This window comes from Desmonostoc muscorum LEGE 12446, assembly GCF_015207005.2.
GTDB lineage: Bacteria > Cyanobacteriota > Cyanobacteriia > Cyanobacteriales > Nostocaceae > Nostoc > Nostoc muscorum.
Genome location: NZ_JADEXS020000001.1, coordinates 2,191,875 through 2,214,857 on the forward strand (window position 1 = coordinate 2,191,875; position 22,983 = coordinate 2,214,857).

Annotated in this window: 21 protein-coding genes and 1 pseudogene; 17 read left to right on the forward strand and 5 right to left on the reverse strand. The window is 39.1% G+C overall.

Annotated elements, in window-relative coordinates:
- Nucleotides 1-53 precede the first annotated feature (53 nt).
- From IQ276_RS09515 to IQ276_RS09525, 3 genes are all read left to right on the forward strand, one after another.
- Nucleotides 54-860 (forward strand): inositol monophosphatase family protein, encoded by an 807-nt coding sequence (locus tag IQ276_RS09515; RefSeq protein ID WP_193915911.1) that lies wholly within the window; start codon nucleotides 54-56, stop codon nucleotides 858-860.
- A gap of 309 nt (nucleotides 861-1,169) precedes the next feature.
- A complete protein-coding gene (locus IQ276_RS09520) occupies nucleotides 1,170-1,712 on the forward strand; it encodes a hypothetical protein (RefSeq protein WP_193915914.1) in 543 nt (180 codons plus the stop codon).
- 560 nt (nucleotides 1,713-2,272) lie between these two features.
- A complete protein-coding gene (locus IQ276_RS09525; RefSeq protein ID WP_193915917.1) occupies nucleotides 2,273-3,229 on the forward strand; it encodes an MDR/zinc-dependent alcohol dehydrogenase-like family protein in 957 nt (318 codons plus the stop codon).
- Nucleotides 3,230-3,295: 66 nt separating this feature from the next.
- Here the strand turns inward: IQ276_RS09525 and IQ276_RS09530 are convergent, their stop codons facing one another.
- From IQ276_RS09530 to petP, 4 genes are all read right to left on the reverse strand, one after another.
- Nucleotides 3,296-3,583, reverse strand: coding sequence for a hypothetical protein (locus tag IQ276_RS09530; RefSeq protein ID WP_190881402.1), 288 nt, complete (start codon nucleotides 3,581-3,583; stop codon nucleotides 3,296-3,298).
- Nucleotides 3,584-3,756: 173 nt separating this feature from the next.
- Nucleotides 3,757-4,803 carry a chlorophyll synthase ChlG gene (chlG, locus tag IQ276_RS09535; RefSeq protein ID WP_190881401.1) on the reverse strand — a complete coding sequence of 349 codons (1,047 nt, stop codon included), beginning with the start codon at nucleotides 4,801-4,803 and terminating at the stop codon, nucleotides 3,757-3,759.
- 187 nt (nucleotides 4,804-4,990) lie between these two features.
- On the reverse strand, nucleotides 4,991-6,091 hold the full coding sequence (locus IQ276_RS09540; RefSeq protein ID WP_193924501.1) for a Get3/ArsA fold putative tail anchor-mediating ATPase NosAFP: 1,101 nt from the start codon (nucleotides 6,089-6,091) through the stop codon (nucleotides 4,991-4,993).
- Nucleotides 6,092-6,209: 118 nt separating this feature from the next.
- Entirely contained in the window at nucleotides 6,210-6,401 is a 192-nt protein-coding gene (gene petP, locus IQ276_RS09545) for a cytochrome b6f subunit PetP (RefSeq protein ID WP_190881399.1), read from the reverse strand.
- Between the two features lie 243 nt (nucleotides 6,402-6,644).
- Between petP and IQ276_RS09550 the strand changes: the two genes are divergently transcribed.
- The 14 genes and pseudogenes from IQ276_RS09550 (at nucleotide 6,645) to rfbD (ending at nucleotide 21,897) form a co-directional block, all read left to right on the forward strand.
- Nucleotides 6,645-7,457: a Uma2 family endonuclease gene (locus tag IQ276_RS09550; protein WP_235115549.1), complete on the forward strand. Its 813-nt coding sequence runs from the start codon at nucleotides 6,645-6,647 to the stop codon at nucleotides 7,455-7,457.
- Between the two features lie 57 nt (nucleotides 7,458-7,514).
- Nucleotides 7,515-8,231 (forward strand): annotated as a pseudogene (locus IQ276_RS09555) (Uma2 family endonuclease).
- 12 nt (nucleotides 8,232-8,243) lie between these two features.
- Nucleotides 8,244-8,918 carry a Uma2 family endonuclease gene (locus IQ276_RS09560; protein WP_193916999.1) on the forward strand — a complete coding sequence of 225 codons (675 nt, stop codon included), beginning with the start codon at nucleotides 8,244-8,246 and terminating at the stop codon, nucleotides 8,916-8,918.
- A 231-nt stretch (nucleotides 8,919-9,149) separates the two neighbouring features.
- A complete protein-coding gene (locus tag IQ276_RS09565) occupies nucleotides 9,150-10,004 on the forward strand; it encodes an ABC transporter permease (RefSeq protein ID WP_193917019.1) in 855 nt (284 codons plus the stop codon).
- Nucleotides 10,005-10,305: 301 nt separating this feature from the next.
- Nucleotides 10,306-11,652, forward strand: coding sequence for an ABC transporter ATP-binding protein (locus IQ276_RS09570; protein ID WP_193917001.1), 1,347 nt, complete (start codon nucleotides 10,306-10,308; stop codon nucleotides 11,650-11,652).
- Between the two features lie 100 nt (nucleotides 11,653-11,752).
- On the forward strand, nucleotides 11,753-12,280 hold the full coding sequence (locus IQ276_RS09575) for a methyltransferase domain-containing protein (protein WP_193917003.1): 528 nt from the start codon (nucleotides 11,753-11,755) through the stop codon (nucleotides 12,278-12,280).
- Entirely contained in the window at nucleotides 12,277-13,818 is a 1,542-nt protein-coding gene (locus IQ276_RS09580) for a glycosyltransferase (RefSeq protein WP_193917005.1), read from the forward strand. Before IQ276_RS09575 ends, IQ276_RS09580 begins: the two co-directional genes overlap by 4 nt.
- Nucleotides 13,819-13,900: 82 nt before the next feature.
- Nucleotides 13,901-15,763: a glycosyltransferase family 2 protein gene (locus tag IQ276_RS09585; RefSeq protein WP_193917007.1), complete on the forward strand. Its 1,863-nt coding sequence runs from the start codon at nucleotides 13,901-13,903 to the stop codon at nucleotides 15,761-15,763.
- A 137-nt stretch (nucleotides 15,764-15,900) separates the two neighbouring features.
- Entirely contained in the window at nucleotides 15,901-16,836 is a 936-nt protein-coding gene (locus tag IQ276_RS09590; RefSeq protein ID WP_193917009.1) for a class I SAM-dependent methyltransferase, read from the forward strand.
- Between the two features lie 149 nt (nucleotides 16,837-16,985).
- A complete protein-coding gene (locus IQ276_RS09595) occupies nucleotides 16,986-17,897 on the forward strand; it encodes a glycosyltransferase family 2 protein (protein ID WP_193917011.1) in 912 nt (303 codons plus the stop codon).
- A 118-nt stretch (nucleotides 17,898-18,015) separates the two neighbouring features.
- Complete coding sequence (locus IQ276_RS09600; protein ID WP_193917013.1) at nucleotides 18,016-19,086, forward strand: glycosyltransferase family 4 protein; 1,071 nt, start codon at nucleotides 18,016-18,018, stop codon at nucleotides 19,084-19,086.
- A 109-nt stretch (nucleotides 19,087-19,195) separates the two neighbouring features.
- Nucleotides 19,196-20,272, forward strand: a complete 1,077-nt coding sequence (locus tag IQ276_RS09605) for a glucose-1-phosphate thymidylyltransferase (RefSeq protein WP_193917015.1) — start codon at nucleotides 19,196-19,198, stop codon at nucleotides 20,270-20,272.
- Nucleotides 20,273-20,377: 105 nt separating this feature from the next.
- On the forward strand, nucleotides 20,378-20,923 hold the full coding sequence (rfbC, locus tag IQ276_RS09610) for a dTDP-4-dehydrorhamnose 3,5-epimerase (RefSeq protein ID WP_221704991.1): 546 nt from the start codon (nucleotides 20,378-20,380) through the stop codon (nucleotides 20,921-20,923).
- A 92-nt stretch (nucleotides 20,924-21,015) separates the two neighbouring features.
- Nucleotides 21,016-21,897, forward strand: coding sequence for a dTDP-4-dehydrorhamnose reductase (gene rfbD / locus IQ276_RS09615; RefSeq protein ID WP_235115550.1), 882 nt, complete (start codon nucleotides 21,016-21,018; stop codon nucleotides 21,895-21,897).
- Between the two features lie 86 nt (nucleotides 21,898-21,983).
- On the opposite strand, the gene IQ276_RS09620 is transcribed toward rfbD, so the two are convergent.
- The gene (locus IQ276_RS09620) at nucleotides 21,984-22,718 is read right to left on the reverse strand and encodes a 2-phosphosulfolactate phosphatase family protein (RefSeq protein ID WP_193926076.1); all 735 of its coding nucleotides are present in this window, start codon (nucleotides 22,716-22,718) and stop codon (nucleotides 21,984-21,986) included.
- Nucleotides 22,719-22,983 lie beyond the last annotated feature (265 nt).

Below are 22,983 nucleotides of genomic sequence, written 5' to 3' on the forward strand. Positions count from 1 at the left end.
AACCCGAATCTACCAATCTTGGCTCAACAGAGCCTTTGCGCGAGAATTAATCAATGAATGATTTTTGGACAACAATTCTTGATTTTGCCCAAACAACCACTACCAGGGTGGGTAAGCAGCTAATGCAAGATTTTGGGCAAGTACAGGCTTCGCAAAAAGCCGATGGCACTTTGGTAACCCAAGCTGATAAATGGGCAGATCAGGAAATTCGGGATGCGATCGCTTCTAATTTCTCTGGCTACGGTATTTTGAGCGAAGAAAGCGAACGCTCTTTTCCCGGTACTGAGTGGTGCTGGGTAATTGACCCTCTTGATGGTACAACCAACTTCACACGCGGTATTCCCATCTGGTCGATTTCTCTGGGTTTACTGTATCAAGGCACTCCAATTTTTGGTTATGTTTACGCACCACCCCTGAATCAAGCTTTTCATGGTTTTTGGCCGGGTTCATCTGGGATAACCACACCAACTGGAGCATTTCTCAACCATCATCCCATCCACACCAGTAGTGATAGTCCCAGCAACAATCATTTTTTTAACCTCTGTTCCCGCAGCACGGCAATTATCCGCAACGGCTTTCCCTGCAAAATTCGGATGTTGGGTGTGGCTAGCTATAACTTTTTGACAGTTGCTACTGGGGCGACTCTGGGCGGAATTGAAGCGACACCAAAAGTTTGGGATTTAGCAGGGGCTTGGGTAATTGTCCAGGCTGCTGGGGGGGTTTGGTCATCACTGAATTCTGAACCATTTCCTTTATCAGCGGGTGAAGATTATAGCGATCGCTCTTTTCCCACCCTCGTGGTTAGTCGCCCAGAGTTAGTTCCGATATTTGAACCTTTTCTCGAAGGCGTAAAAATTTAAAGTGCTAATTGGCTGCCTAGAAAGAAAACTCTTTAGGCAGCATCCCTTGAATAAAATAAAACAAAATGAAACCACTGACAAAGAACGGTTTCAGTATAATTAAAAATCCCGTCCATCATTTGGCAAGTGACAGTAACAGTATAAATGGTAATTTGCAATGTGTTGGGGCTTCCCTTACACTGGGTCACTGACTATAGCAAAGTGCCCAGTACCTAGTGCTTAGTGCTGAGTATAAACTCAGTTACTTCATTGCTCTCTTGCAATTAACACTGTCCTAACCCATGTGACTACAACGACATATAAAACTTTATGTTGTCTAATCTAGATTTGATTCGAGAGTTTATCCAAAACTCTATCCACAAAAAAGACATTTTGTTATCAAACCCTTCTTTAACAGCGCAAACAGTTTATAAAACTAACCAACTGACTGCAAAATCTGAAGGTCTGATTGCGATCGCACAAATATCTAACACACCATGTCAATTCTCGATTTCTCCAAACTCATCCCATTGGGAATTGATCAATCAGGCATTAGCAGAATATAGTTATATCCTCAAGGGAGAAATCGATAGTCGGGGTTTCTATCAGTATCAATACTGCGAAATTCCCAAAGGCTATGAGATGCAGTGTACTAAATCTGTGCTGCTATGGCGGGCTTGGTGGAAATATCGCAAGTATACCTTAAGGCCAGGTATTCCCTTGGAACTTTTGATTAGGACGCGAGATTCATGGTATCCAATTAGAGATTTAATTATTAGTGATGGACTTCTTTATATCAAAACCTTAGGAAGCGAGATAGCACTTGACTCAAATGATCTGGTTACTTGGTTAAAAAAAATTGAAGTGAGTTAAACGATTTTGGATTTTAGATTTTGGATTATTTCTGTTTTAGGAAATAAAGGGAGTAGTACCGCCGTGAAGTTAAAAGTCAAAAGTTAAAAGTCAAAAGTATTAAGGAATGGGCTTTTTAGCGGGTGGTGCATCGCCAGTGCTGTAATTTCTGATTCAAAAGCTGCTTTTGCGACTTCAAAAGCAGCTTTTGCGACTCGTAAATTAAATTATTCTGGACAATTTAGGCAATTTTATACGCATTTTTGCTGTAAGGAACTTCCAAATAAAAAAATATTCACCCACAATAGTAGTCTGTCAACTTAGTTTTGTTAGATAAATAAACGAACCACAAAGGGCGCAAAGAACGCAAAGAAAGAGAAAAACAAGAGACTCAAAATCATCTTGACAGACTAATAGCCGCTTTTAGCGATCAATTGTTGCAATCATTTTTCAAATCGGTATTAAAAGCCAGAAGCTTATTGTGCTGCTTCTAGCTTTATATTTCATCCTGGAGAAGTTGTTATACTATATACCGATTGATCCGGCGCATACTACCTTTTTTTATTACCCCTGAAACAGTAATGAAAGGACTTTGGCTCGAAAACAACCAATTGCAACTACGCACAGATATTCCCATTCCTGAGCCGCCACCGGGAGAAGCTTTGGTGCGCGTCTTGCGTGCGGGTATTTGTAACACTGACCTAGAATTACTCAGAGGCTACTATCCTTATACTGGTATTTTAGGTCATGAATTTGTCGGCGTTGTCGAACAAGGGCCAGAACACTTAGTTAACCAACGTGTAGTTGGAGAAATCAACGCTGTCTGTGGTCATTGTCGTTTTTGCCGCAGCGGACAACCGACTCACTGCGAAAACCGCACTGTTCTTGGAATTGTTAACCGCCACGGGGCTTTTGCTGAGTATCTCTCCTTGCCAGTGGAGAACCTACATTTAGTACCTGATAATGTGCCAACAGAAGTAGCAACTTTTACTGAACCTGTAGCAGCAGCTCTGGAAATTCAGCAACAAGTGCCGTTGCATCCAAATAATCGGGTGCTAGTGGTTGGAGATGGCAAACTAGGGCAGTTAGTAGCGCAGACACTAGCCTTAACAGGCTGTGAACTCTTAGTTGTAGGGCGTCATCAAGACAAACTTGCTAACTTAGAGGTACGGGGAATTAAAACGGGTCTCGCTAATGCTGTCACAGATGGATATTTTGATATTTCAGTAGAGTGTACTGGCAATCCAGAAGGATTTGCGATCGCCCGTCGTGCCCTACGTCCCCGTGGCACATTAGTACTTAAAAGTACCTATGCTGGCAACCTCAGCCTTGATGCTTCTTCTTTAGTAGTGGATGAAATCACCCTCATCGGCTCTCGTTGCGGTCCCTTTGCTCCAGCACTCCAGTTGCTAGCCAATAAACAAGTGGACGTACAACCCCTAATTCACGCCAGCTACCCGCTAATTGAAGGGCTTGCGGCTTTTGAACAAGCTCAGAGTCGCGGTGTTTTGAAGGTTTTGTTAGAAATTAGTCAGTAGTCATTTGTCATTTGTCATTGGTTATTTCTCCCCAGTCCCCAATCCCCAATCCCCAATCCCCAATCCCTAGTAAAGATAAGGATTCGTCTTCGGTTGATAGTCAGAACAATCAATTGCTTCTTCTGTGTTGGCAATAGATGGGCGGACAGTGCATTTAAGTCGGTAATTGTCGGTAAAATATTGGCAACCAGTACAGGGGATTTGATGCATTTGCTTGGCTGTAGTCACACTATCTCGCGCCACCGCCCAAAGATTCAAAATAGCCAGAATAATTACAGTCCAAGCAACGACAAAGCAAATCGGGACTAATAAAGGTTGAATTCCATGAATGAGGAAATAGATTACTTCTAGCACGGCATTTCCTGATACAACTTAGGAGTTAGAAGTATATTACCTCCTAACTCCTAATTCTTTACTTCTCACTATAGAAGTATAAGTTTATTTGTTGAGTGCTTAGGGAGTGGGGAGTCGGGAGATGGTAAGAATAATAACTCTTAACTCCTCACTCGCAACTGGGCACTGTTTTCTTAAATGCCAGCGTGACCGAGCGCTAAACCAACAACGAGCATTCCCAGAACTAGAAACGGTTGGGCACTGGCTTGGTATTTAACATCATTAGCCACAGGATCGCGCAGGAAATACATATTCTGTAAGGTGATTTGCGGGATGATTAACAACAGAAGTATTCCTGCATACAAATTCTCATGGATGTAGAGGAGATAAGCAGCAATCAATCCTTGAAATACATCTATTGTCAGTACACAAATCCAGGCGGCGGTGGTGATGCCAAACATGACGGGTAGTGAATTTAACCCTAGCTGGCGATCGCCTTCTACACTTTTGAAGTCGTTGACAATGGCAATACCCAATCCAGCTAAGCTGTAGAACATTGTCAAAATCACAACTGTAGAATTGAGTTCACCAAACAAAGCGTGTCCTGTAGACCAAGGTAGGGTAATATAGCTTGCACCCAAGGCGTAGCTACCCAGCCAGCCGTTTTGCTTGAGTTTCAGGGGAGGCGCAGAATAAATATAGGCGATGAAAGAACCGATAATGGCGATCGCTGTGATTGTGGGGAATTCATGACCAGCCCAGACATCGAGCAAAAATGACAACCCAATACCAGCAATTAGTAATACCCATATCTGCGTAATTACCTGGGTGAGAGAAATTGCTCCAGAGGGTATAGGGCGATAAGGTTCATTGATGGCATCGATTTCGCGATCGTAGTAATCATTGAGGATTTGGGTATAACCTGTCATCAATGGCCCAGCCAGGAACATACAGGCTGCTACCTTCAACACATTTTCTACTGTCCAGGTATAGTTACCAGAAGAAGCCGCACCACAGACTACGCCCCAAATTAGGGGAATCCAAGTGATGGGCTTCATCAGTTGCAAACGGATTTTCCAAATCGAAGTTTCTCCTGGTGATGCGCCTTTCATCCCTAGCAATTGCCGAGTTTTAGCAGTGCGATCGCCAGTTACTATTGCTTCCTCGCTGGGATTATTTGCCACTGAGTCTAATGCTTCAGCCGATTTGGAATCTGGAGTAATGGGAGTTAATTCTGACATAATTCTTACTTATTAATAGGGCATTGGGGATTGGGTACTGGGTATTGGGTATTGGGCATCCCTTCGGCTTCTCTACGAGACGCACTCGCGTTCGCTCAGGGCAAGTGGGCATTGGGCATTGGTTATTAACTTTCTTCCCTATTCCCCAGTCCCTATTCCCTAGTCCCCATTCCCCATTCCCGATACCTTAAAACGAAATTATCAAATAACTATTCTGAAACTTTGCTCCAGCAATGGGTTTACCACTTAGGGCTGGGGGTAGGGAAATATTCCGCCGCTGGTCTCCTGCTTCTACCGTGACTTCTGGCCCATACTGGGTGAGTTTGACTTGTTTTTTGTCAAATCCTGGTAAGAATAACCGTACCTGACGATTGTGGATATCGATTTCAATTGGTTTGGGAGCCTGTGCTGCTTGGGCTTCAAAGTTGGGTAGGGCGTCTATGAGTATTTGCCAGTCACCTGTTGGGGAGTCAGGAATGACGCTCACAGGTAATGGTATAAATTCCTCTGATAGGTTGACGTTGATCTCGGAAGATACAAGGAGAACACCACCAACAGTTAAACCAATTTGCTGAGCGCTACCCCACAAATAACGGGTACTTGCCACTTCAATGGGGTCTTGTGTCGTCACCAAAAAAGCAGCAACACGCTTGGGATCGGTAAGAGCGGCTCTCCCTTTGTCTAAGAAATTATTGACTTGGTTAGTGGGAGCTGCAAAGTTGTCTGCTGTCCAATTGACGTTGAAAAAGCTGCTAATTAGTGGCTGAATCAAAGGCGATTCAACAATTGTCTTGCCTAAGTCGGAGTTAACAAACAATTGCCGGAATCGCCGGACATACCAACTCAGAGACTCTGGTAATCCCAGCATCCGCAGGGTTAAAGAGTCACCCGTGCCATCGTAAACGATCGCATCATATTTGCCACTGGCATCATATTCGCGGATAGCATTCAGGGCAAGGGCGCTGTCCATCCCCGGCAATACTACCAATTCTTGACCAAAAACGTCTTTGAATATGGGGGTGCGGAGGTATTGCGCCTCAAGTTTCTTTGCTTCTTCCCAGTTGCTTTCTAGTAGTACAGATGCTTGAAACTGTACTGCTTGCAAATTTGGTGCGATTTCCTGAGGTTCAGAACCAATGGGAGTACCTAGCAGGATTGGCAGTGCTGGTTCTGCTAGTCCTGCTAAAAGTACGCGTTTGCCTTGGCTTGCCAATAATTTGGCGGCGGCGATCGCAATTTTGGTACGAGCGATGCCGCCTTTGCCCAAAAATGTCAATATTAGAGCCATTACTTGATTCCCAATTACCGCCGGTGTTTTCAACTCCAACTTAGCACTCAACAAAGACTCTCAGCTTGGGCTGTCAACTTCAGATTCAACAGAAAAATCCCGATGTGAGTTCTTTCTCCTACACAGGTTTAATTTCATCTTCAAAAAACCAAGTCGAAGAATTATCCTCAAACAGCACCACTACACCGATTCCCATACCATCGGTGACTTTGTAGCCTTGGATAACACCGACTTGTCCTAGTTTTTTCGCAATGGGAGAAGAAACGCGATCGCGCAAACGATAGACTTTAACCTTTTGTCCGATTTCCATGCCTGATTACAATTCAGATAAACCAAGTCTCAGTTTAGCTGAATCCGTGACTCAGCTTTCATAAATTCAGGGAGAAGTGGGGAGATGGGGAGTGGGGAGTGGGGAGATGAGGGAGATGAGGGAGATGAGGAAGGGGACGCAAAGAAAAACAAATGACTAATGACCAATGACTAATGACAAATGACCAATGACTAATGACAAAAAGCTTAAAATTAAATCAACAACCAAACAGGTACAACGATAATGTTTGTCACAGCGCAACAGCTAGAACAACAGATGCCCGATGCAACTCGGTTGTTAAGTGATGAGCCGGAGATGGAAACTTCCTTGCATTATATGCAGCTACTGCTGCTAGTAACTTCCCTTGAGTGGCTGTGGCGTGACTGTAATGATTTCTTTATAGGTGCGAATTTAACAATATATTTTAGCCGTCAGCAGTTGCGAAATCGAGATTTTCGCGGCCCAGACTTTTTTTTGGTCAAAAACACCGAAAAGCGATCGCGCAATTCTTGGGTAGTCTGGGAAGAAGATGGTCGTTATCCAGATTTGATTATTGAATTACTTTCAGAAAGTACGGCTGATATTGACCGCAATTTGAAGAAGAATCTTTATGAAAATCGATTTCACACACCAGAATATTTCTGGTTTTCGCCAGAAAATTTGGAATTTGTCGGTTTTGAATTGGTAGGCAACAGGTATCAGGAAATTACACCAAATGCACGAGGATGGCGTTGGAGCGATGTGCTGGGGCTGTATTTAGGAGTAGAAGCAGGTAAACTGCGCTACTTTACACCCGATGGTGATTTAGTTCCAACACCAGAGGAAGCTGCAATAGCAGCACAACAAGTGGCTATTGCAGCACAGCAACAGGCCTCAGAAGCACAGCAACAGGCCTCAGAAGCGAAACAACAGGCGTCTGAGGCTCAGCAACAAGCATCTGAAGCTCAGCAACAAGCATCTGAGGCACAATTGCGGTTGGAACAAGAACAGCTGCGATCGCAACGGTTGGCGGAACATTTGCGATCGTTCGGAGTAAATCCCGATAGCTTGAGTTAAGCAACAAAGGTAGCAGTCATGTATCAAACAGATCCTCCCCGTCCACCACAATAAACCATGCCTACGATGTATGATTTACCCAGTGAATTAATAGGGGAATCAGGTTTGCCAGATGAATTTCACTGCATTCAGGCGGATTTGCTGACTGAGACTTGTCAACCTCTGACTTATCCATCTGAGGAAATTTTACTTGCTAGCGATTTAAATCTTTACTACGACCCCCGTCATACTTTATGGTACAAGCGTCCTGATTGGTATATGGTTTTAGGAGTACCTAGTGCTAGCCAACAGCAAGACCTACGCTTAAGTTACGTCATTTGACAAGAGGGAGTTGTTCCATTTTTAGTCGTGGAATTACTCTCACCTGGTACAGAACAAGAAGATTTACGAAAAACACTGCGCGATGTAAACCAGCCCCCAACCAAGAGGGAAGTATATGAAGGCATTTTGCGGGTTCCTTACTACGTTATCTACGATCGCTATGAAAATCATTTGCGTGCCTTTCAACTCACAGGCACTCGCTACGAGGCAATATCTTTACCAGAGAACCGCTTTTGGTTGGAAGAATTAGAATTAGGATTGGGTCTGTGGCAAGGTTCTTATCAGCAGACAACAGGCTTGTGGTTGCGTTGGTATAATGCAGCAGGTTGGGTGCCGACATCAAAAGAAAGAGCCGAACAAGAACGCCAACGGGCTGAACAAGAACGTCAACGAGCTGAACGATTGGCAGAATATTTGCGATCGCAAGGAATTGATCCAAACAATCTACCCTAGTAAAAGGTAGCCATGACTACAACTATCAAAATAGTCAATCCCAACATCGAATATCCCAGTTCCGACGGTGAACCATTGGCAGAATCATACTTACATCTCTACGCAATTCTCACCACCTTAGAAGTAATTAAACAATACCTAACAGGCAGACAAGCTACAGTTTTAGCAGACCAATTTCTCTACTATGCTCAAGGTTTTCCCAAATTAAGAGTTGCACCAGATGTGATGGTAATTTTTGATGTGCCGCCTGGGGGTCGGGATAGTTATAAAGTTTGGGAGGAAGGTCAAGTTCCCCAGGTGGTATTTGAAATGACTTCTCAAGGAACTCAAAAACAAGACCAAGAGCAAAAGAAAAATCTCTATGAACAATTAGGGATTTTAGAATATTGGTTATTTGACCCGAAGGGGGAATGGATTGAAGAAAAGTTAAGGGGATATAGGTTAGATGGTGAGACTTACCAGTTAATTACGGATGGTATATCTCAACCTCTAGGATTAAGAGTGGCGGTAGAGGGGGAAGTATTAGGATTTTATCTTCTAGATACGGGGGACAAATTATTAACACCGACGGAGTTAGCTGAACAATTACAACAAGAACGCCAAAGAGCGGAACAAGAACGCCAACGGGCTGATAGACTTGCAGAGTATTTGCGATCGCAGGGAGTTGATCCAGATACTTTGAGTTAAGCAAAAACTTGCGCCCCTCACAAAGAAAGGAGTGTTGCTAACAAGATTTCTATTTGTTATAGAAAAATACACTTGCCAACAGCATATTTGTTGTATAATCACCAAGATAAATTGGCTAACATTTTTTCTAAATGATGCGTTCAACTTACACAAGGAACACAAAGCTGACTGTCATTACAATTAGGCATTACATAAAGAAACTGGGTGTGTAGATAGGGGGAGTAAAAATTGCTGCGAATTTTACAAAGAATTGTACGTAAATTAGGCAGTCTCAGATGCATCCTGCCACTAAATGAACAGTTTTGGACAAAGTTTGACTTGCTCAGAACTTTGGTTAGACGGGATTTAGAAGCGCGTTATAAGGGTTCTGTTTTAGGAAATTTGTGGCCTTTGCTAAATCAGCTATCGCAATTACTGATTTACACTTATGTGTTTTCGATTGTGCTGAGAGTGAAGCTAAGTATCAAAAACTTACCAGAGAATAACTTCACCTTTGGTTTGTGGTTATTTGCAGGGTTGCTTCCTTGGATTGCTTTTACAGGCGGGTTAACGCAGGCTGCTACTTCAGTATTAGGACAGCAAAACTTAGTGAAAAAGGTGGTATTTCCCTTAGCTTTGCTACCTTTAGTACCAATTTTATCAACATTTATTGAAAGTTTCTTTGGTTTAATAATGTTGATTTTTTTTGTAGCTGTAAATACTCATATTTTACATCCAACTTTGGCATTATTACCATTAGTCTGGCTAACGCAGTTATTATTAACGGCAGGTTTGGGTTATTTAGCGGCAGGAATAACAGTTTTTTTGCGAGATGTTCCGCAGACTTTAGGAGTGATTTTAAATGTTTGGATGTACTTGACACCAATTATTTATCCGGCATCTGCAATTCCTGTAGAATTGCAGAGTTTCATATTTTGGTTAAATCCCATGACAGCCTTAGTTGAAGTTTATCGAGATTTGATTTTGGTTGGGGAGATAAAACATTGGGGTGAATGGGGAGTAGCCTCAATAGTTGCATTCTTGATTTTTTGTTGCGGGTTTTTCGTGTATAGACGGTTGCGACCAGCATTTGCCGATGTATTGTGAAGCCCTATTGATTTTGATAACGCAGAATCATTTGTTAAAAAAATTAATATCGTGTATCCAACCTTCCTACCTTCTATGTGTTATTAAATTTATCTAAATTCAATATTCAAGCATAATACTTATAAAATAAATTTAATATCAGGTCAATTAAGGTGACCAATACAGGTAAAATATATACCATTCACTTTGAGAGTATTTTGGTGGTGACGAATGCGAAAACAATAAAAGCCATACTTGAGGCAAACTCCAAAAATATTTATTTAACGGTGGTGTAGGGGTATTGAGGACTGATGGTAAAAGCATGGGAGAAAAAATTGTAATTTCTCTAAAAAATGTCTCGAAGTGCTACAAGCGCTATGTTCGCCCTGTAGATAGGCTTAAAGAAGTTTTTCTACCTCATAAAAGTAGATATGATGAATTCTGGGCATTGCAGAATATCAATCTAGAAGTATTTAAGGGGGAAACAATTGCAATCGTAGGCTCAAATGGTTCAGGAAAAAGCACCCTACTGCAAATTATTGCAGGGACATTGACACCAACAACTGGAGAAGTACAGGTTCAGGGACGGATATCAGCGCTTTTAGAACTTGGTAGTGGATTTAACCCAGAATTTACTGGTCGGCAGAATGTATTTTTTAATGGGCGATTATTAGGATTAAGCCAAAAGGAAATTGAAGAAAAATTTGATGAAATTGCCGCATTTGCAGATATAGGAGATTTTATAGATCAGCCTGTAAACACTTACTCTAGTGGTATGTTTGTCCGTTTGGCTTTTTCTGTAGCAGTCAACGTAGTTCCCGAAATTCTAATTGTTGATGAAGCCCTAAGTGTTGGTGACATGTTTTTCCAAGCCAAATGTATGATCAAGCTTAAACAAATGCTAGATAATGGCCTGACGCTTTTTTTTGTTAGTCATGACACAAACTCAGTAAAAAGTATATGTGAAAGAGCAGTTTATTTAAACAAAGGTAATATTGAAATTATTGGTGATAGTGGTTTAGTTATTGATACTTATATAAAAGCTCAATTTGCCAAAATGAAGTTATTAACAAACAACAATTTGCAAGATAGCAAAGCAATAGCAACACCTGTTGTTGAAATACCAGAAATAGCATTTTTAGAAACAGGCAACCATGTTTTCCTCCAAGAAGCAAAAGAGTTTGAGGAACGGGTTAAAATCTTTCGTCAAGGTAGCGGTAAAGCAAGAATAATTAATGTAGCCGTACTTGATGAGTTGGAAAGACCAACAACAGAAATCAAATTTGATGATTATATTAATGTCAAAATTTATTATGAAGTTTTTGAAATTTTACCCGAAATAGTGATTGCTTTCTATATTAAAGATAAAAATCAAGTTGAAGTTATAGGTAATAATAATGCTTATGAAAATCAACCTATTAAGGATGCGATACCTGGTGAACAATATTACATAGAATTTAAATTCCATAATAAGCTGAGAGCGGGTAACTATAGCATTACCACATTAATTGCTGATTCTTTAAAAACAACAGCTTATTTTGATTGGGTAGAATACTCTTATGTATTTAAATCAGCAGATTTAACTAATAAAACTATTTGGAGTCAGGTATATCAGCCAATGCATGTGTCTGTATCTAAGCTAGATCATACTTCTACGGTCAGTATATGAGGCAAACAATGGAGATATGTAACTAAATAGTAAAATTTCTAGATAATTTAGATATGTCTGTTATCAATAATAAAAACATATTTTCAATAGGTTAATTATTATGTTACAACCCCAAGAAGAGTTAGAAGAATTTTATCAAAAATATGATCCTTGGGATTATGAGATAACACCAGACGACCATACAAGAAAAAGCATTATTTTAAGTGAAATTCCTGAACGGCAATACCAAAATGTTCTTGATATTGGTTGTGGTCATGGGTTTATTACACGCGAATTACCAGGTACACATATAACAGCGTTTGATGTTTCAGCTAATGCTATAAGCCATGCGAAAAAATTTGAATCGAGTAGAATCAAATTCATGCAATCATCTATTTTTGAGATACCGAAGCACACAAAAGATAGTTATGACTTAATAACTATCACTGGGGTTTTGTATTCGCAGTATATTGGAAAATCATTCAATTTGGTATATAAACTTGTAGACAGTATCTTGAGAGAGGATGGAATATTGCTATGCTGTCATATAAATGATTGGTACTCAGTTCGCTTCCCATATTTAATGTTAGATTGTTATTATTTTCCATATAGAGATTATACGCAAAGATTAGAGGTTTACATTAAATGACGATTTTAATGTATCACAAAGTCTACCTAGAAAGCCCTAGTATATGGTGGGTAACAGTAGATGATTTTTATAGACAAATGCTTGAATTAAAGCATAAAAAAATTGTTTATTTAGATGAATACAATCCCAGTGATCCTGAACATGTTGTAATTACATTTGATGGTGTTTACAAAAATGTTTTAGACTACGCTGCGCCTATATTGAGTGAATTTAATTATCCATTTGAACTATTTGTCACTAGTGACTATATAGGCATAGATAATTTTTTTGATACATCAGAGCCACAAGCACAATTTGCTAATTTTCAAGAGTTAGAAATTCTAGTTAAAAATAATGGCCGATTACAGTGGCATACAAAATCTCATTGTGATTTAACAAATGAAGAAATCCCAGTAAATTTTGTAGAGGAACTAGAAGTTCCTCATAACTTAGAAAAAATAGACCCAACTGGGTTTAAATGGTTTGCCTATCCCTACGGAAAATTTAATGAAAGACTTATTGATCAAGTAAAATTAAAGTTTGAGGGAGCAGTATCTTGCCATCAAGGTAATGACCATGATCTGTACCGCTTGAATCGTATAACTGTCACTAATGAGACGACATTTAAAAAGGCTACCATTACAGTTATTATCCCATCCTATAACTACGGAAGTTTTTTAGTTGAAGCTATTGAATCAGTGCTGCGTCAAACTAGAATGCCTGATGAAATTTTAATTTCAGATGATGCATCTACTGATGATACAAGTGAAATAGCTAAATTCTATCAGGCAACTTACCCTAATTTAATAAAGATAAATATAAATGAAAATAATCTAGGTGTAGTCAAACATTTTAACAAAGCTGTGTCATTAACTAAGTCTGATTATATTACCTTTTTGGGCGCCGACAATAGATTTAGAAGTGATTTTATTGAAAAAACATCACTGATATTAGATACATATTCAGATGTAGCGATCGCATATAGTGATTTTGCACTATTTGGGAAAAGAGCTAAGCTCGTTTATGATTCTTTTCCACAAGATAAACGGGGATTGATTAAAAATGAAAAATTTTTCATTATAAATTTTCCAGAATTTAATCATGTGTCTAAACAAACACTATTAAATGATGGTAATTTTATACATGGCTCTTCAATGTTTAGACGCCAAGCTTTTGATGAGGTTAGTGGATATTTTGAAAAGCCAAATGTGCCTGAAGATTATGATTTATTTCGCAGGATTGTAAAAGCCGGATGGAATGCAAAGAAAGCACCTTTTCCACTTTTAGAATATAGGCAGCACTCAAAGTACCAAGCTAATGTGCAGTTAGGTTCATTTAATGAACTACAATTTTACAAAAAATTGTTAGCACAATCTCAGTCTAACTTAGAGCAGTTGCAAATCTATTTGCAACATAATGAAGCCGAATTGGAAAAAGCACAGAAAAAAATTATAGAGAAGGAAAAAATAATTACAGAAATGGAAAATAGTAATTTTTTGAAAATGCGTAAAACATGGTTAAAATTAATCCAATTACTGGGAATAAAATTCAAACAATAATTAGTGATTAATGGCGACTTTAAATCTGTAGGTGAAATATGTCTAGTTTAACAAAGTTACTGTAATCTTCAAGGGTACAGCCGTGAATACATTAAAATCGCATCTACCGTTACCTCTGATTGATATTTCTCTCGTAACTTATAATTCAGCTGAGTGGATTGATAATTTTTTTAGAAGTCTATTAAAACAAAGTTACCCTACAAAGCTAATTAATGTTTTATTAACAGATAATCAGTCTAGTGATGATACAGTTAAGTTATGTAATTTAATTTCAAAAAACTATTCGGAATCTTTTCATAGCTTTCAAATATTTGAACGCCCAAATCTAGGATTTGGTTGTGGTCATAACTTCAATTTATTAAACAGCGAGTCTCCATATTTTCTAGTCTCCAATGTCGATTTGGAATTTGATCGCGATGCTATTTTAACAGCAGTAAACACCGCAACGACAGATGATAAAGATGTAGCATCATGGGAATTTCGTCAAAAACCTTTTGAACATCCAAAGTATTATAATCCTGTTACTCTAGAGACATACTGGTCATCTCATGCTTGCATTCTTTTTAGGCGTTCTGCTCTTGAAAAAGTAAGAGGTTACGAGGAAAAGATTTTTCTGTATGGAGAAGATGTAGAGCTTTCTTACAGATTGCGAGATAATGGCTTCCGTATTAAGTATTGTCCTTCATCTGTGTGTTGGCATTACACTTATGAATATCCAAATCAAGTTAAAAGACTACAGTTCTTAGGTAGCACTTTGGCGAATAGTTATATAAGACTACGTTATGGTTCTTGGAATGAAATAGCTACTATACCCTTAATGTATTTACGGTTATGGTTCTCACCTCCTTGTATATCTCAACAGCGATTGGGACTGCTGATAAATATTTGGAAAATTCTGCAAAACTCTTTATATTTTATATTTACTCGTAAAGGTAGTGAGGAATTATTCCCTATAAATAAATGGGATTATGGATTTATTAGAGATGGTGCTTTTTATGGACATCAAAAGAAAACTTTTGATTCTCTACCTTTAGTTAGCGTTATTACTCGTACTTATAAAGGAAGGTTGCCATATCTGAAGGAAGCAGTAACCTCAGTCTTGAACCAAACCTATCTTAATATCGAGTTAGTAGTTGTAGAAGATGGTTCTGATGAAGCACAAGATTACATAAATCAGGTTGCTCAAACCACTAGATTAAAAGTAATCTATAAAGCAGAACCTAAGCGTGGGCGTTGTCACACAGGAAATGTAGGTTTGTCTCTGACAACTGGTAAATTTATAGTGTTTCTTGATGATGATGACCTATTTTTTGCAGATCATATTGAAATACTTACAAATGAGTTAATAGCTAATCCAAAGATTGCAGCTACCTATTCGCTATCTTGGGAGGTTGCTACAAAGTTAATTTCTTTAGAACCTTTCCGTTACGAAGAGATATCACATAAAACTATTTATCGTCAACCCTTCTCTAGAGCCATCATGTGGCATCATAATTATATTCCAATACAATCAATTTTATTTAATAGGCAACTGTACGAGCGTCATGGGGGTTTTGATGAATCTCTAGAAAATTTAGAAGATTGGAACTTATGGACTCGTTACTGTTTAAATGATGAGTTTTTACTAATTGAAAAAACAACATCAATGTATAAAATTCCCTATAATCTTAATGATTGGATAACGCGGAAAAAAAAGTTGGATGCTTACTATGAAAAAGCAGTAGAAAAGCAAAAAGAACTTAAATTAACTTTAACAATTCCGCAATTGATGAATTTATATCAAGATTTAGTAGGTTATGAACGTACACTCATAAATTCTCATTGGCAATTACAGTTGCAGCTGCAATCCAATTTTAGGTATAGATTGAAGACCGTATTTTTTAAATATAATTTTTTGAAATCCTTATATTACTTTGTTTCTGCTATCAAGCATAAAATTATGTAAGTAAGTTTGTACTTAAGCCAAAATATATCATCCTAACCAATGTTTAAAGTTATTTACTTAGTATCTATTATTTTTCATTGTTTAAGGTAAGATACTACTGAATAGTTTACCCTTCTCCATTTCTATCTAAGAAAAGTATGTTTAAAAAGTTTTTTGAAAGAAAATCAATTGTAAAAGCCCAGTCATTAGAGATAGAGTTATTAAAATCTGAAATCGAGCGTTTGAAGCTAGAAAAAGCTGAATTTACTACATGGATGCCGCCGGGACATTTTTACTCTCCTATACCTTCAATAGCAGAAATAAAATTAAAAGAAAAGGAAATTTTTGGTGATCTTCCCCAGGAATTATCAGGAATTAATCTGTGCGAATCTGAGCAAGTAGCTTTATTTCATCAGTTTCAACACTACTATCACGACTTACCTTTTGAAGCACATAAAAAAGAAGGGTTAAGATACTTTTTTGAAAATCCTGCATATTCTTACTCAGATGCAATTTTTTTATATTGCATGATCAGATATGCTCAACCAAAAAAAATTATTGAAGTAGGCTCAGGATTTTCTTCTTGTGTAATATTAGATGTAAATGAGCTAAACTTTAGCGAAAAAATTTCATGTACTTTTATAGAACCTTATCCAGACTTACTTTTGTCTTTGATGAAAAATAAAGATCGAGACAAAGTAAAAATTATCGCAAGTAAACTCCAAGATGTAGAACTAGAGAAATTTTCTGAATTATCAGCAGGAGATATCCTATTTATAGATTCAACTCATGTTTCTAAGGTGAATAGTGATGTGAACTATATCTTGTTTAAGATACTGCCATATATCAGTAGTGGCGTTTATATTCATTTTCATGATATTTTCTATCCTTTTGAATATCCAAAAGCCTGGATTTATGAAGGGAGGGCATGGAATGAAAGCTATCTCTTAAGAGCTTTTCTCTCGTATAATAATAGGTTTAAAATAGTATTTTTTAATACATTCTTAGAACATTTTTACAAAGATATGTTCCTTTCTGACATGCCTTTATGCATGAAAAATCCAGGTGGGAGTATCTGGCTTCAAAAAATTTAATCATAGATAAACTGAAGTTGTATACGTAAACTATTCAAAGTTCAATTTATTATGTAATCGTTTATAACAACTTAAGTTTAGTAACTCACCGTAATATCAATCAATATTATTGATACAATGCTACTTAGGCAAGCCTTAGCTAAAAATCAATGAACCAGCAGGAACCTATCTGTGTATCTATTCTTTTAGTTAACTATAATGGGGCAGAAATTTTACCAGATTGCTTAAATTCTTTAAAAAAATTTATTGATATACCTAGCTACGAAATTATTGTTGTAGATAACGCCTCTAGCGATAGTAGTGTTGAATTAATTACACACAAATTCCCTGAAGTTCATTTACTTAGACAAACTGAAAATCGCGGTTTTGGAGCAGGAAATAATGCAGGTGCCAAAGTTGCAAGTGGAGAATTCTTATTTTTATTAAATACTGATACTGTACTTACTAGTAATATTCTACCCCATCTAATTGAGTTAATGCAAGCAGACCCACAAGTAGGAATTATTGGGCCAAAATTGCTGAATCGAGATGGTAGTTTACAAATTTCTGTTTCGCCGGCATTAGGAATTAAAGGAGAATATCAAGCTCGGAATATGCATCGAGATTATCTAAATAACTCTGAGCAAAATTTGATTGAGCAAAGATTTCAAGAAATTCAAGAAGTGGATATTATTGTCGGGGCTGCTTTTTTTATTCGTTCAAGTTTATTTCATGAATTAGGTGGATTTGATGAAAAATTTTTCATGTATTTTGAAGAATCAGATTTATGTCAGAGAGCGCAGTATCAAGGATATAAAATTATCTACACGCCTCATGTATCTTTGATTCATTTGCAAGGATATTCAATTGAAAAAGCTGCAAATAAAATGGCTATAGAATATAGACGTAGCCAGATTTATTTTTATCAAAAGCATCGTCCTTGGTGGGAGCAATTTATATTACGTGTATATCTTTTTTCTAAATTCTTTGGTGAATTTTTAACTACAGGTAATCCTAACAGTCTAAAAATTATTAGATTGTTATTTACTGCCAAACAATCTGCCATTGAAGTATCTCATTAATCAGACAATGATTTTATTATGGCGTTTCCCCATCTAGTGAAGTACACCTGTAGGGGCACGGCACTGTTCCCTACACCTTGCTATATAATGTTGTACTGCATCTGTATGGGAACTCTATATGTCTATTTTAGCAAATTTATCTTTTGCTCCAACTCAACCGACAGGTTGGTTAAGTTATAGTTTGAATTTATTAAAAGAGCTAAAAGAGTTAGATATTGAGGTATTAAGTCCAAGGGAGTTTCCTGGAATTAAATGTCATCACTCGCCACCAGACATGACGACGGATTTTGGCATGAAGGGACATTTAAAGCGCCTGCTATGGACGCAATTTAAACTGCCGAGTTTTTATGAAAATATGAAGTCTACATTAATATTTTCCCCTATCCCAGAGGCTCCTTTATTTTCTTCGTGTTCTTATGTTGTTACTGTTCATGATTTAATTCCTTTAAGATTTCCCCAATGGTTTTCGAGAACACAGCGACTTTATTGTAGTTATTATATTCATGCTGTCATCCAACAATCAAAACATGTTATTTGTAATTCTCAGGCAACGGCTGAAGATTTAAGCAAATTTTTGGGAGTTTCTGAGGAAAAAATGACTGCGATCGCACTAGGATATGACAGCGAAAATTTTCGTTTTTTAAATTTGCCAAGCAAAAATTATTTCCTTTATTTAGGACGGCATAATCCTCACAAAAATCCTGAACGTTTAATTACTGCCTTTGCTGAATTATCTAACTGCAAAGATTATGAACTGTGGTTAGCAGGACCAAGCGATCGCCGTTACACCCCAACTTTAACAGCCCAAGTTGCCCAACTCGGCATCACTAATCAAGTAAAATTTCTGGACTACATTCCCTACAGCGAATTGCCAAAAATCATCAATCAAGCGATCGCCCTTGTCTTCCCAAGTCTCTGGGAAGGCTTTGGTTTACCCGTCTTGGAAGCAATGGCTTGTGGTACCCCGGTAATTACCTCGAATCTTTCCTCCCTACCAGAAGTCGCTGGGGACGCGGCGATTCTCATCGATCCTTACAACACCAGAGAAATTACAGAGGCGATGGAGGCGATCGCAACTGATTCAGCATTGCGATCGCGCCTTTCCAACCAGGGAATCACTCACTCCCAACAATTCAGTTGGGAAAAAACCGGACAAGCAACCGCCGAAGTATTATCCCGCTACGTGTAGAATATTACCGTTGAGCAGAGGACGCGGGGACACGGAGACGCGGGGACGCGGAGAATAACAAATGCCCCATGCCCCATGCCCAATGCCCAATGCCCAATAACAAATCCTTATGAAAGCACTAATTCTCTCTGGTGGTAAAGGTACACGTCTGCGTCCCCTCACATACAGCGGAGCAAAACAACTCGTACCAGTTGCTAACAAACCTGTTTTATGGTATGGCATTGAAGAAATGGTTGCTGCTGGTATTACTGATATTGGTATCATCATTAGCCCGGAAACTGGCGCAGAAGTTCAAGCAAAAACGGGAAATGGAGAATACTTTGGAGCGAACATTACCTACATATTACAAGACCAGCCAGCCGGACTTGCTCACGCTGTCCAAATCGCCCGTCCATTTTTAGGGGATTCTCCGTTTGTGATGTACTTAGGCGATAACCTAATTCAATTAGGCGACTTAAGTTACTTTTTGCAACAATTTAGCCAACAACAGCCTGATGCTTTAATTCTTTTACGTCCTGTTGCCAATCCTACCGCCTTTGGTGTAGCTGAGGTCGATGATACAGGAAAGGTATTGCAGTTAATTGAAAAACCGAAAGTTCCTCCTTCAAATCTGGCATTGGTAGGGGTTTATTTCTTTTCTCACGTCATCTTTGATGCGATCGCCAATATCCAACCTTCCACTAGAGGCGAACTCGAAATCACTGATGCTATTCAATATCTAATTAATCAGCAAAAGCAGGTTGTCGCTCACAAACTCCAAGGCTGGTGGTTAGATACTGGTAAAAAAGATGATTTATTAGAAGCTAATCGTTTAGTTCTCGACACCTATTTAACAGCATCAGTTCTCGGCGAAGTCGATGCCCAAAGTCAGATTATTGGGCGAGTTCAAATCGGTGCAAAATCTCAAGTAATTAACTGCACAATTCGTGGCCCAGTAATCATTGGTAACAATTGTCATTTAGAAAACTGCTTTATTGGCCCTTATAGTAGCATTGCTAACAATGCTACTCTCGTTGATACAGATTTAGAACATAGTGTAATTTTAGAAGGTGCTAAAATTGCCGGAATCCATCAGCGGATTATCGATAGTGTCATTGGACAACGGGCACAATTGACTCTTGCACCCCGTCGCCCGAAAGCTTTACGATTCTTAATTGGCGATGACTGTCAAATTGAACTCACATAATTTACTCAATTTTGGTACGGTCAAGGTGTTATGCTACTAACTATACTTGTTGTGTTGAATCATTCAAAAAGTTAGTAGTGTAGCAAATCATTCTTAATAATATTAATGAGCATTACGTATACTAAAATTCCCGAAGTTATACAACTCGAACCCAAAGTATTTGCAGACGATCGCGGTTTCTTTTTTGAAGCCTATAACCACCAAAAATTTACTGAAGAAACTGGTATTGCTGCCAACTTCGTCCAAGATAACCACTCTTGCTCTAAGCAAAACGTCCTGCGTGGATTGCATTACCAAATTCAACAACCCCAAGGTAAACTCGTTCGTGTAATTTTCGGTACGATATTTGACGTAGCCGTAGACATTAGAAGAAGTTCGCCCACATTTGGAAAATGGGTGGGTTATGAACTCAGTGCTGAGAATAAACGTCTACTTTGGATACCACCAGGCTTTGCTCACGGCTTTCTCGTGCTTTCAGAAACAGCTGAAGTACTGTATAAAACTACAGATTACTACGCACCCCAAGGCGATCGCACAATCTTATGGAACGATCCAGATTTAGCTATAGATTGGCCTTTGAATGGTTCACCGATTTTGTCAGCCAAAGACGAAGCTGGTAAATCTTTGAAAACTGCTGAAATCTTTGATTAAATGCTCTGAAGAAACACAGGGAGTAGGGAGTGGGGAGTGGGGAGATGGGGATATGGAGATACGTGGGGACACGGGGACGCGGAGAATAACCAATGACTAAGAGTAAATCAATTCTGCTAATTGGTAACAACGGTCAAGTCGGTCAAGAATTGCAACAAATTCTTCCATCCTACGGCAATACTATCTCAGTTTCACGCCCAACAGTAGACCTTACCGAGCCTGACACTCTTCGTAGCATTATCAGAGCAAAGCAACCGCAAATCATCATTAACGCCGCTGCTTATACAGCTGTAGACAAAGCCGAAAGCGAATCCGAACTTGCTACCGCTATTAATGCTACTGCACCTCTAATTCTTGCCGAAGAAAGCCAAAAATTAGGAGCTTTTCTAATTCATATTTCCACCGATTACGTTTTTGATGGCAATGGGTGTCGCCCATATCAAGAAACCGATGCGACTAACCCCTTGAGTGTCTATGGCAAAACCAAACTTGCAGGAGAACAAGCAATTCAAGAAAATTGCACGCATCACCTCATCCTCCGCACAGCTTGGGTTTATGGAAATTTTGGCAAAAGTAACTTTGTCAAAACCATGTTACGACTAGGTGCAGAACGCCCAGAACTCCGTATAGTCGCCGATCAAATTGGTAGCCCTACTTGGGCAAAAGATATAGCCGCAGTCATAGGCGAGATGATTCCTAAGTTAACCACAGATATTGCAGGCACATACCACTACACCAATAGCGGCGTTGCTAGCTGGTATGACTTTGCCATTGCCATTTTTGAAGAAGCCCAACAGCTAGGGTTTCCTTTGAAAGTTGAAAATATTATCCCCATTACAACCCCCGAATATCCCACACCCGCCCGTCGCCCTGCCTATTCCGTCCTTGCTTGTGGCAAAATTTCAACACTTCTAGGAAAATATCCCCCCCATTGGCGACAAAGACTTAGGGAAATGCTCAAAGATTGGGGATGAGCGGGATGAGAGAGATTATAAAAAAGCTTCCCACCGTTCCTACCCCAGTCCCCAGTCCCCAGTCCCCAGTCCCCAATCCCCAGTCCCTATCCCCTTTTTAAAACTCCTATTTCTTGTTGTATTGGCAAGACATCTAAAATATCAGTTTGGGAACAATATTTTAAATCTTCTTGACAGTCAAGACGCAATAGGCGTTGACCGTGACTAGCTTGGTGGAATAATCCTAGTAAGTTATCTTGCCATTGAGAGTAAAGAGCGATCGCACTAACTACTTCATCATTACCAGCTAATTCCTCTGGTGAAATCTTGGTTTGCTCTAAAAGACTATGAGCGATCGCACCCGCACAAACTGTATCCTCTAAAGAAAAACTACCTTCCCAGCCTGAGCCGACAATCCACACTGTCTCTGGTTGCTTTTCTAGAAGAAATTGCACCACCGCAGCTCGGTTGATTAAGGCTGCTGCAATTACATTTGGCGAGTCTTGTACCCGTTGTAAAGCACGAGTGCCATTTGTGGTACTGATAAACAACCGACGCCCCTGCACCAATTCCGATGTACAGTCGAGGGGAGAGTTACCCAACTCAAAGCCCGCTACTTTAGCGCCGCCGCGTTCTCCAGCCCGCAGACGTTTTTCAGGAGGCCATTGTTCACTAACTGCGATTAGTTGATCTAAATCGCTGAATACTTGTACAGCTTCGCCTCCAGCTGCCAAGACAGTCGCTATTGTGCTAGTGGCTCGCAAGACATCGACTGCGATCGCACATTCTGGCGGTTTATCCGTTGGAGTCAATTCCGGAGTGTGGTATACAAATAGCTTCACGCGCTGGATACACCTGCTTTTATACTACTGCGGCAAACAAATAACATTCTACCTAGTTAGTGTCACTAACTATAGTCATAATTGCTCCCACAATCTTTTTTAGCATCAAAATACACAATGTATCTCATTGAATACATAAATTACAGCCTATTTTAGGTAAATTAAGTACACCGGTAGGGGCACAGCCATGTTCCCTACAATTATCTGTACCCCACCAAATTGCAATTTGCTGTAAATCCTTAAAAAGCTCATTTTTATGTTTTTA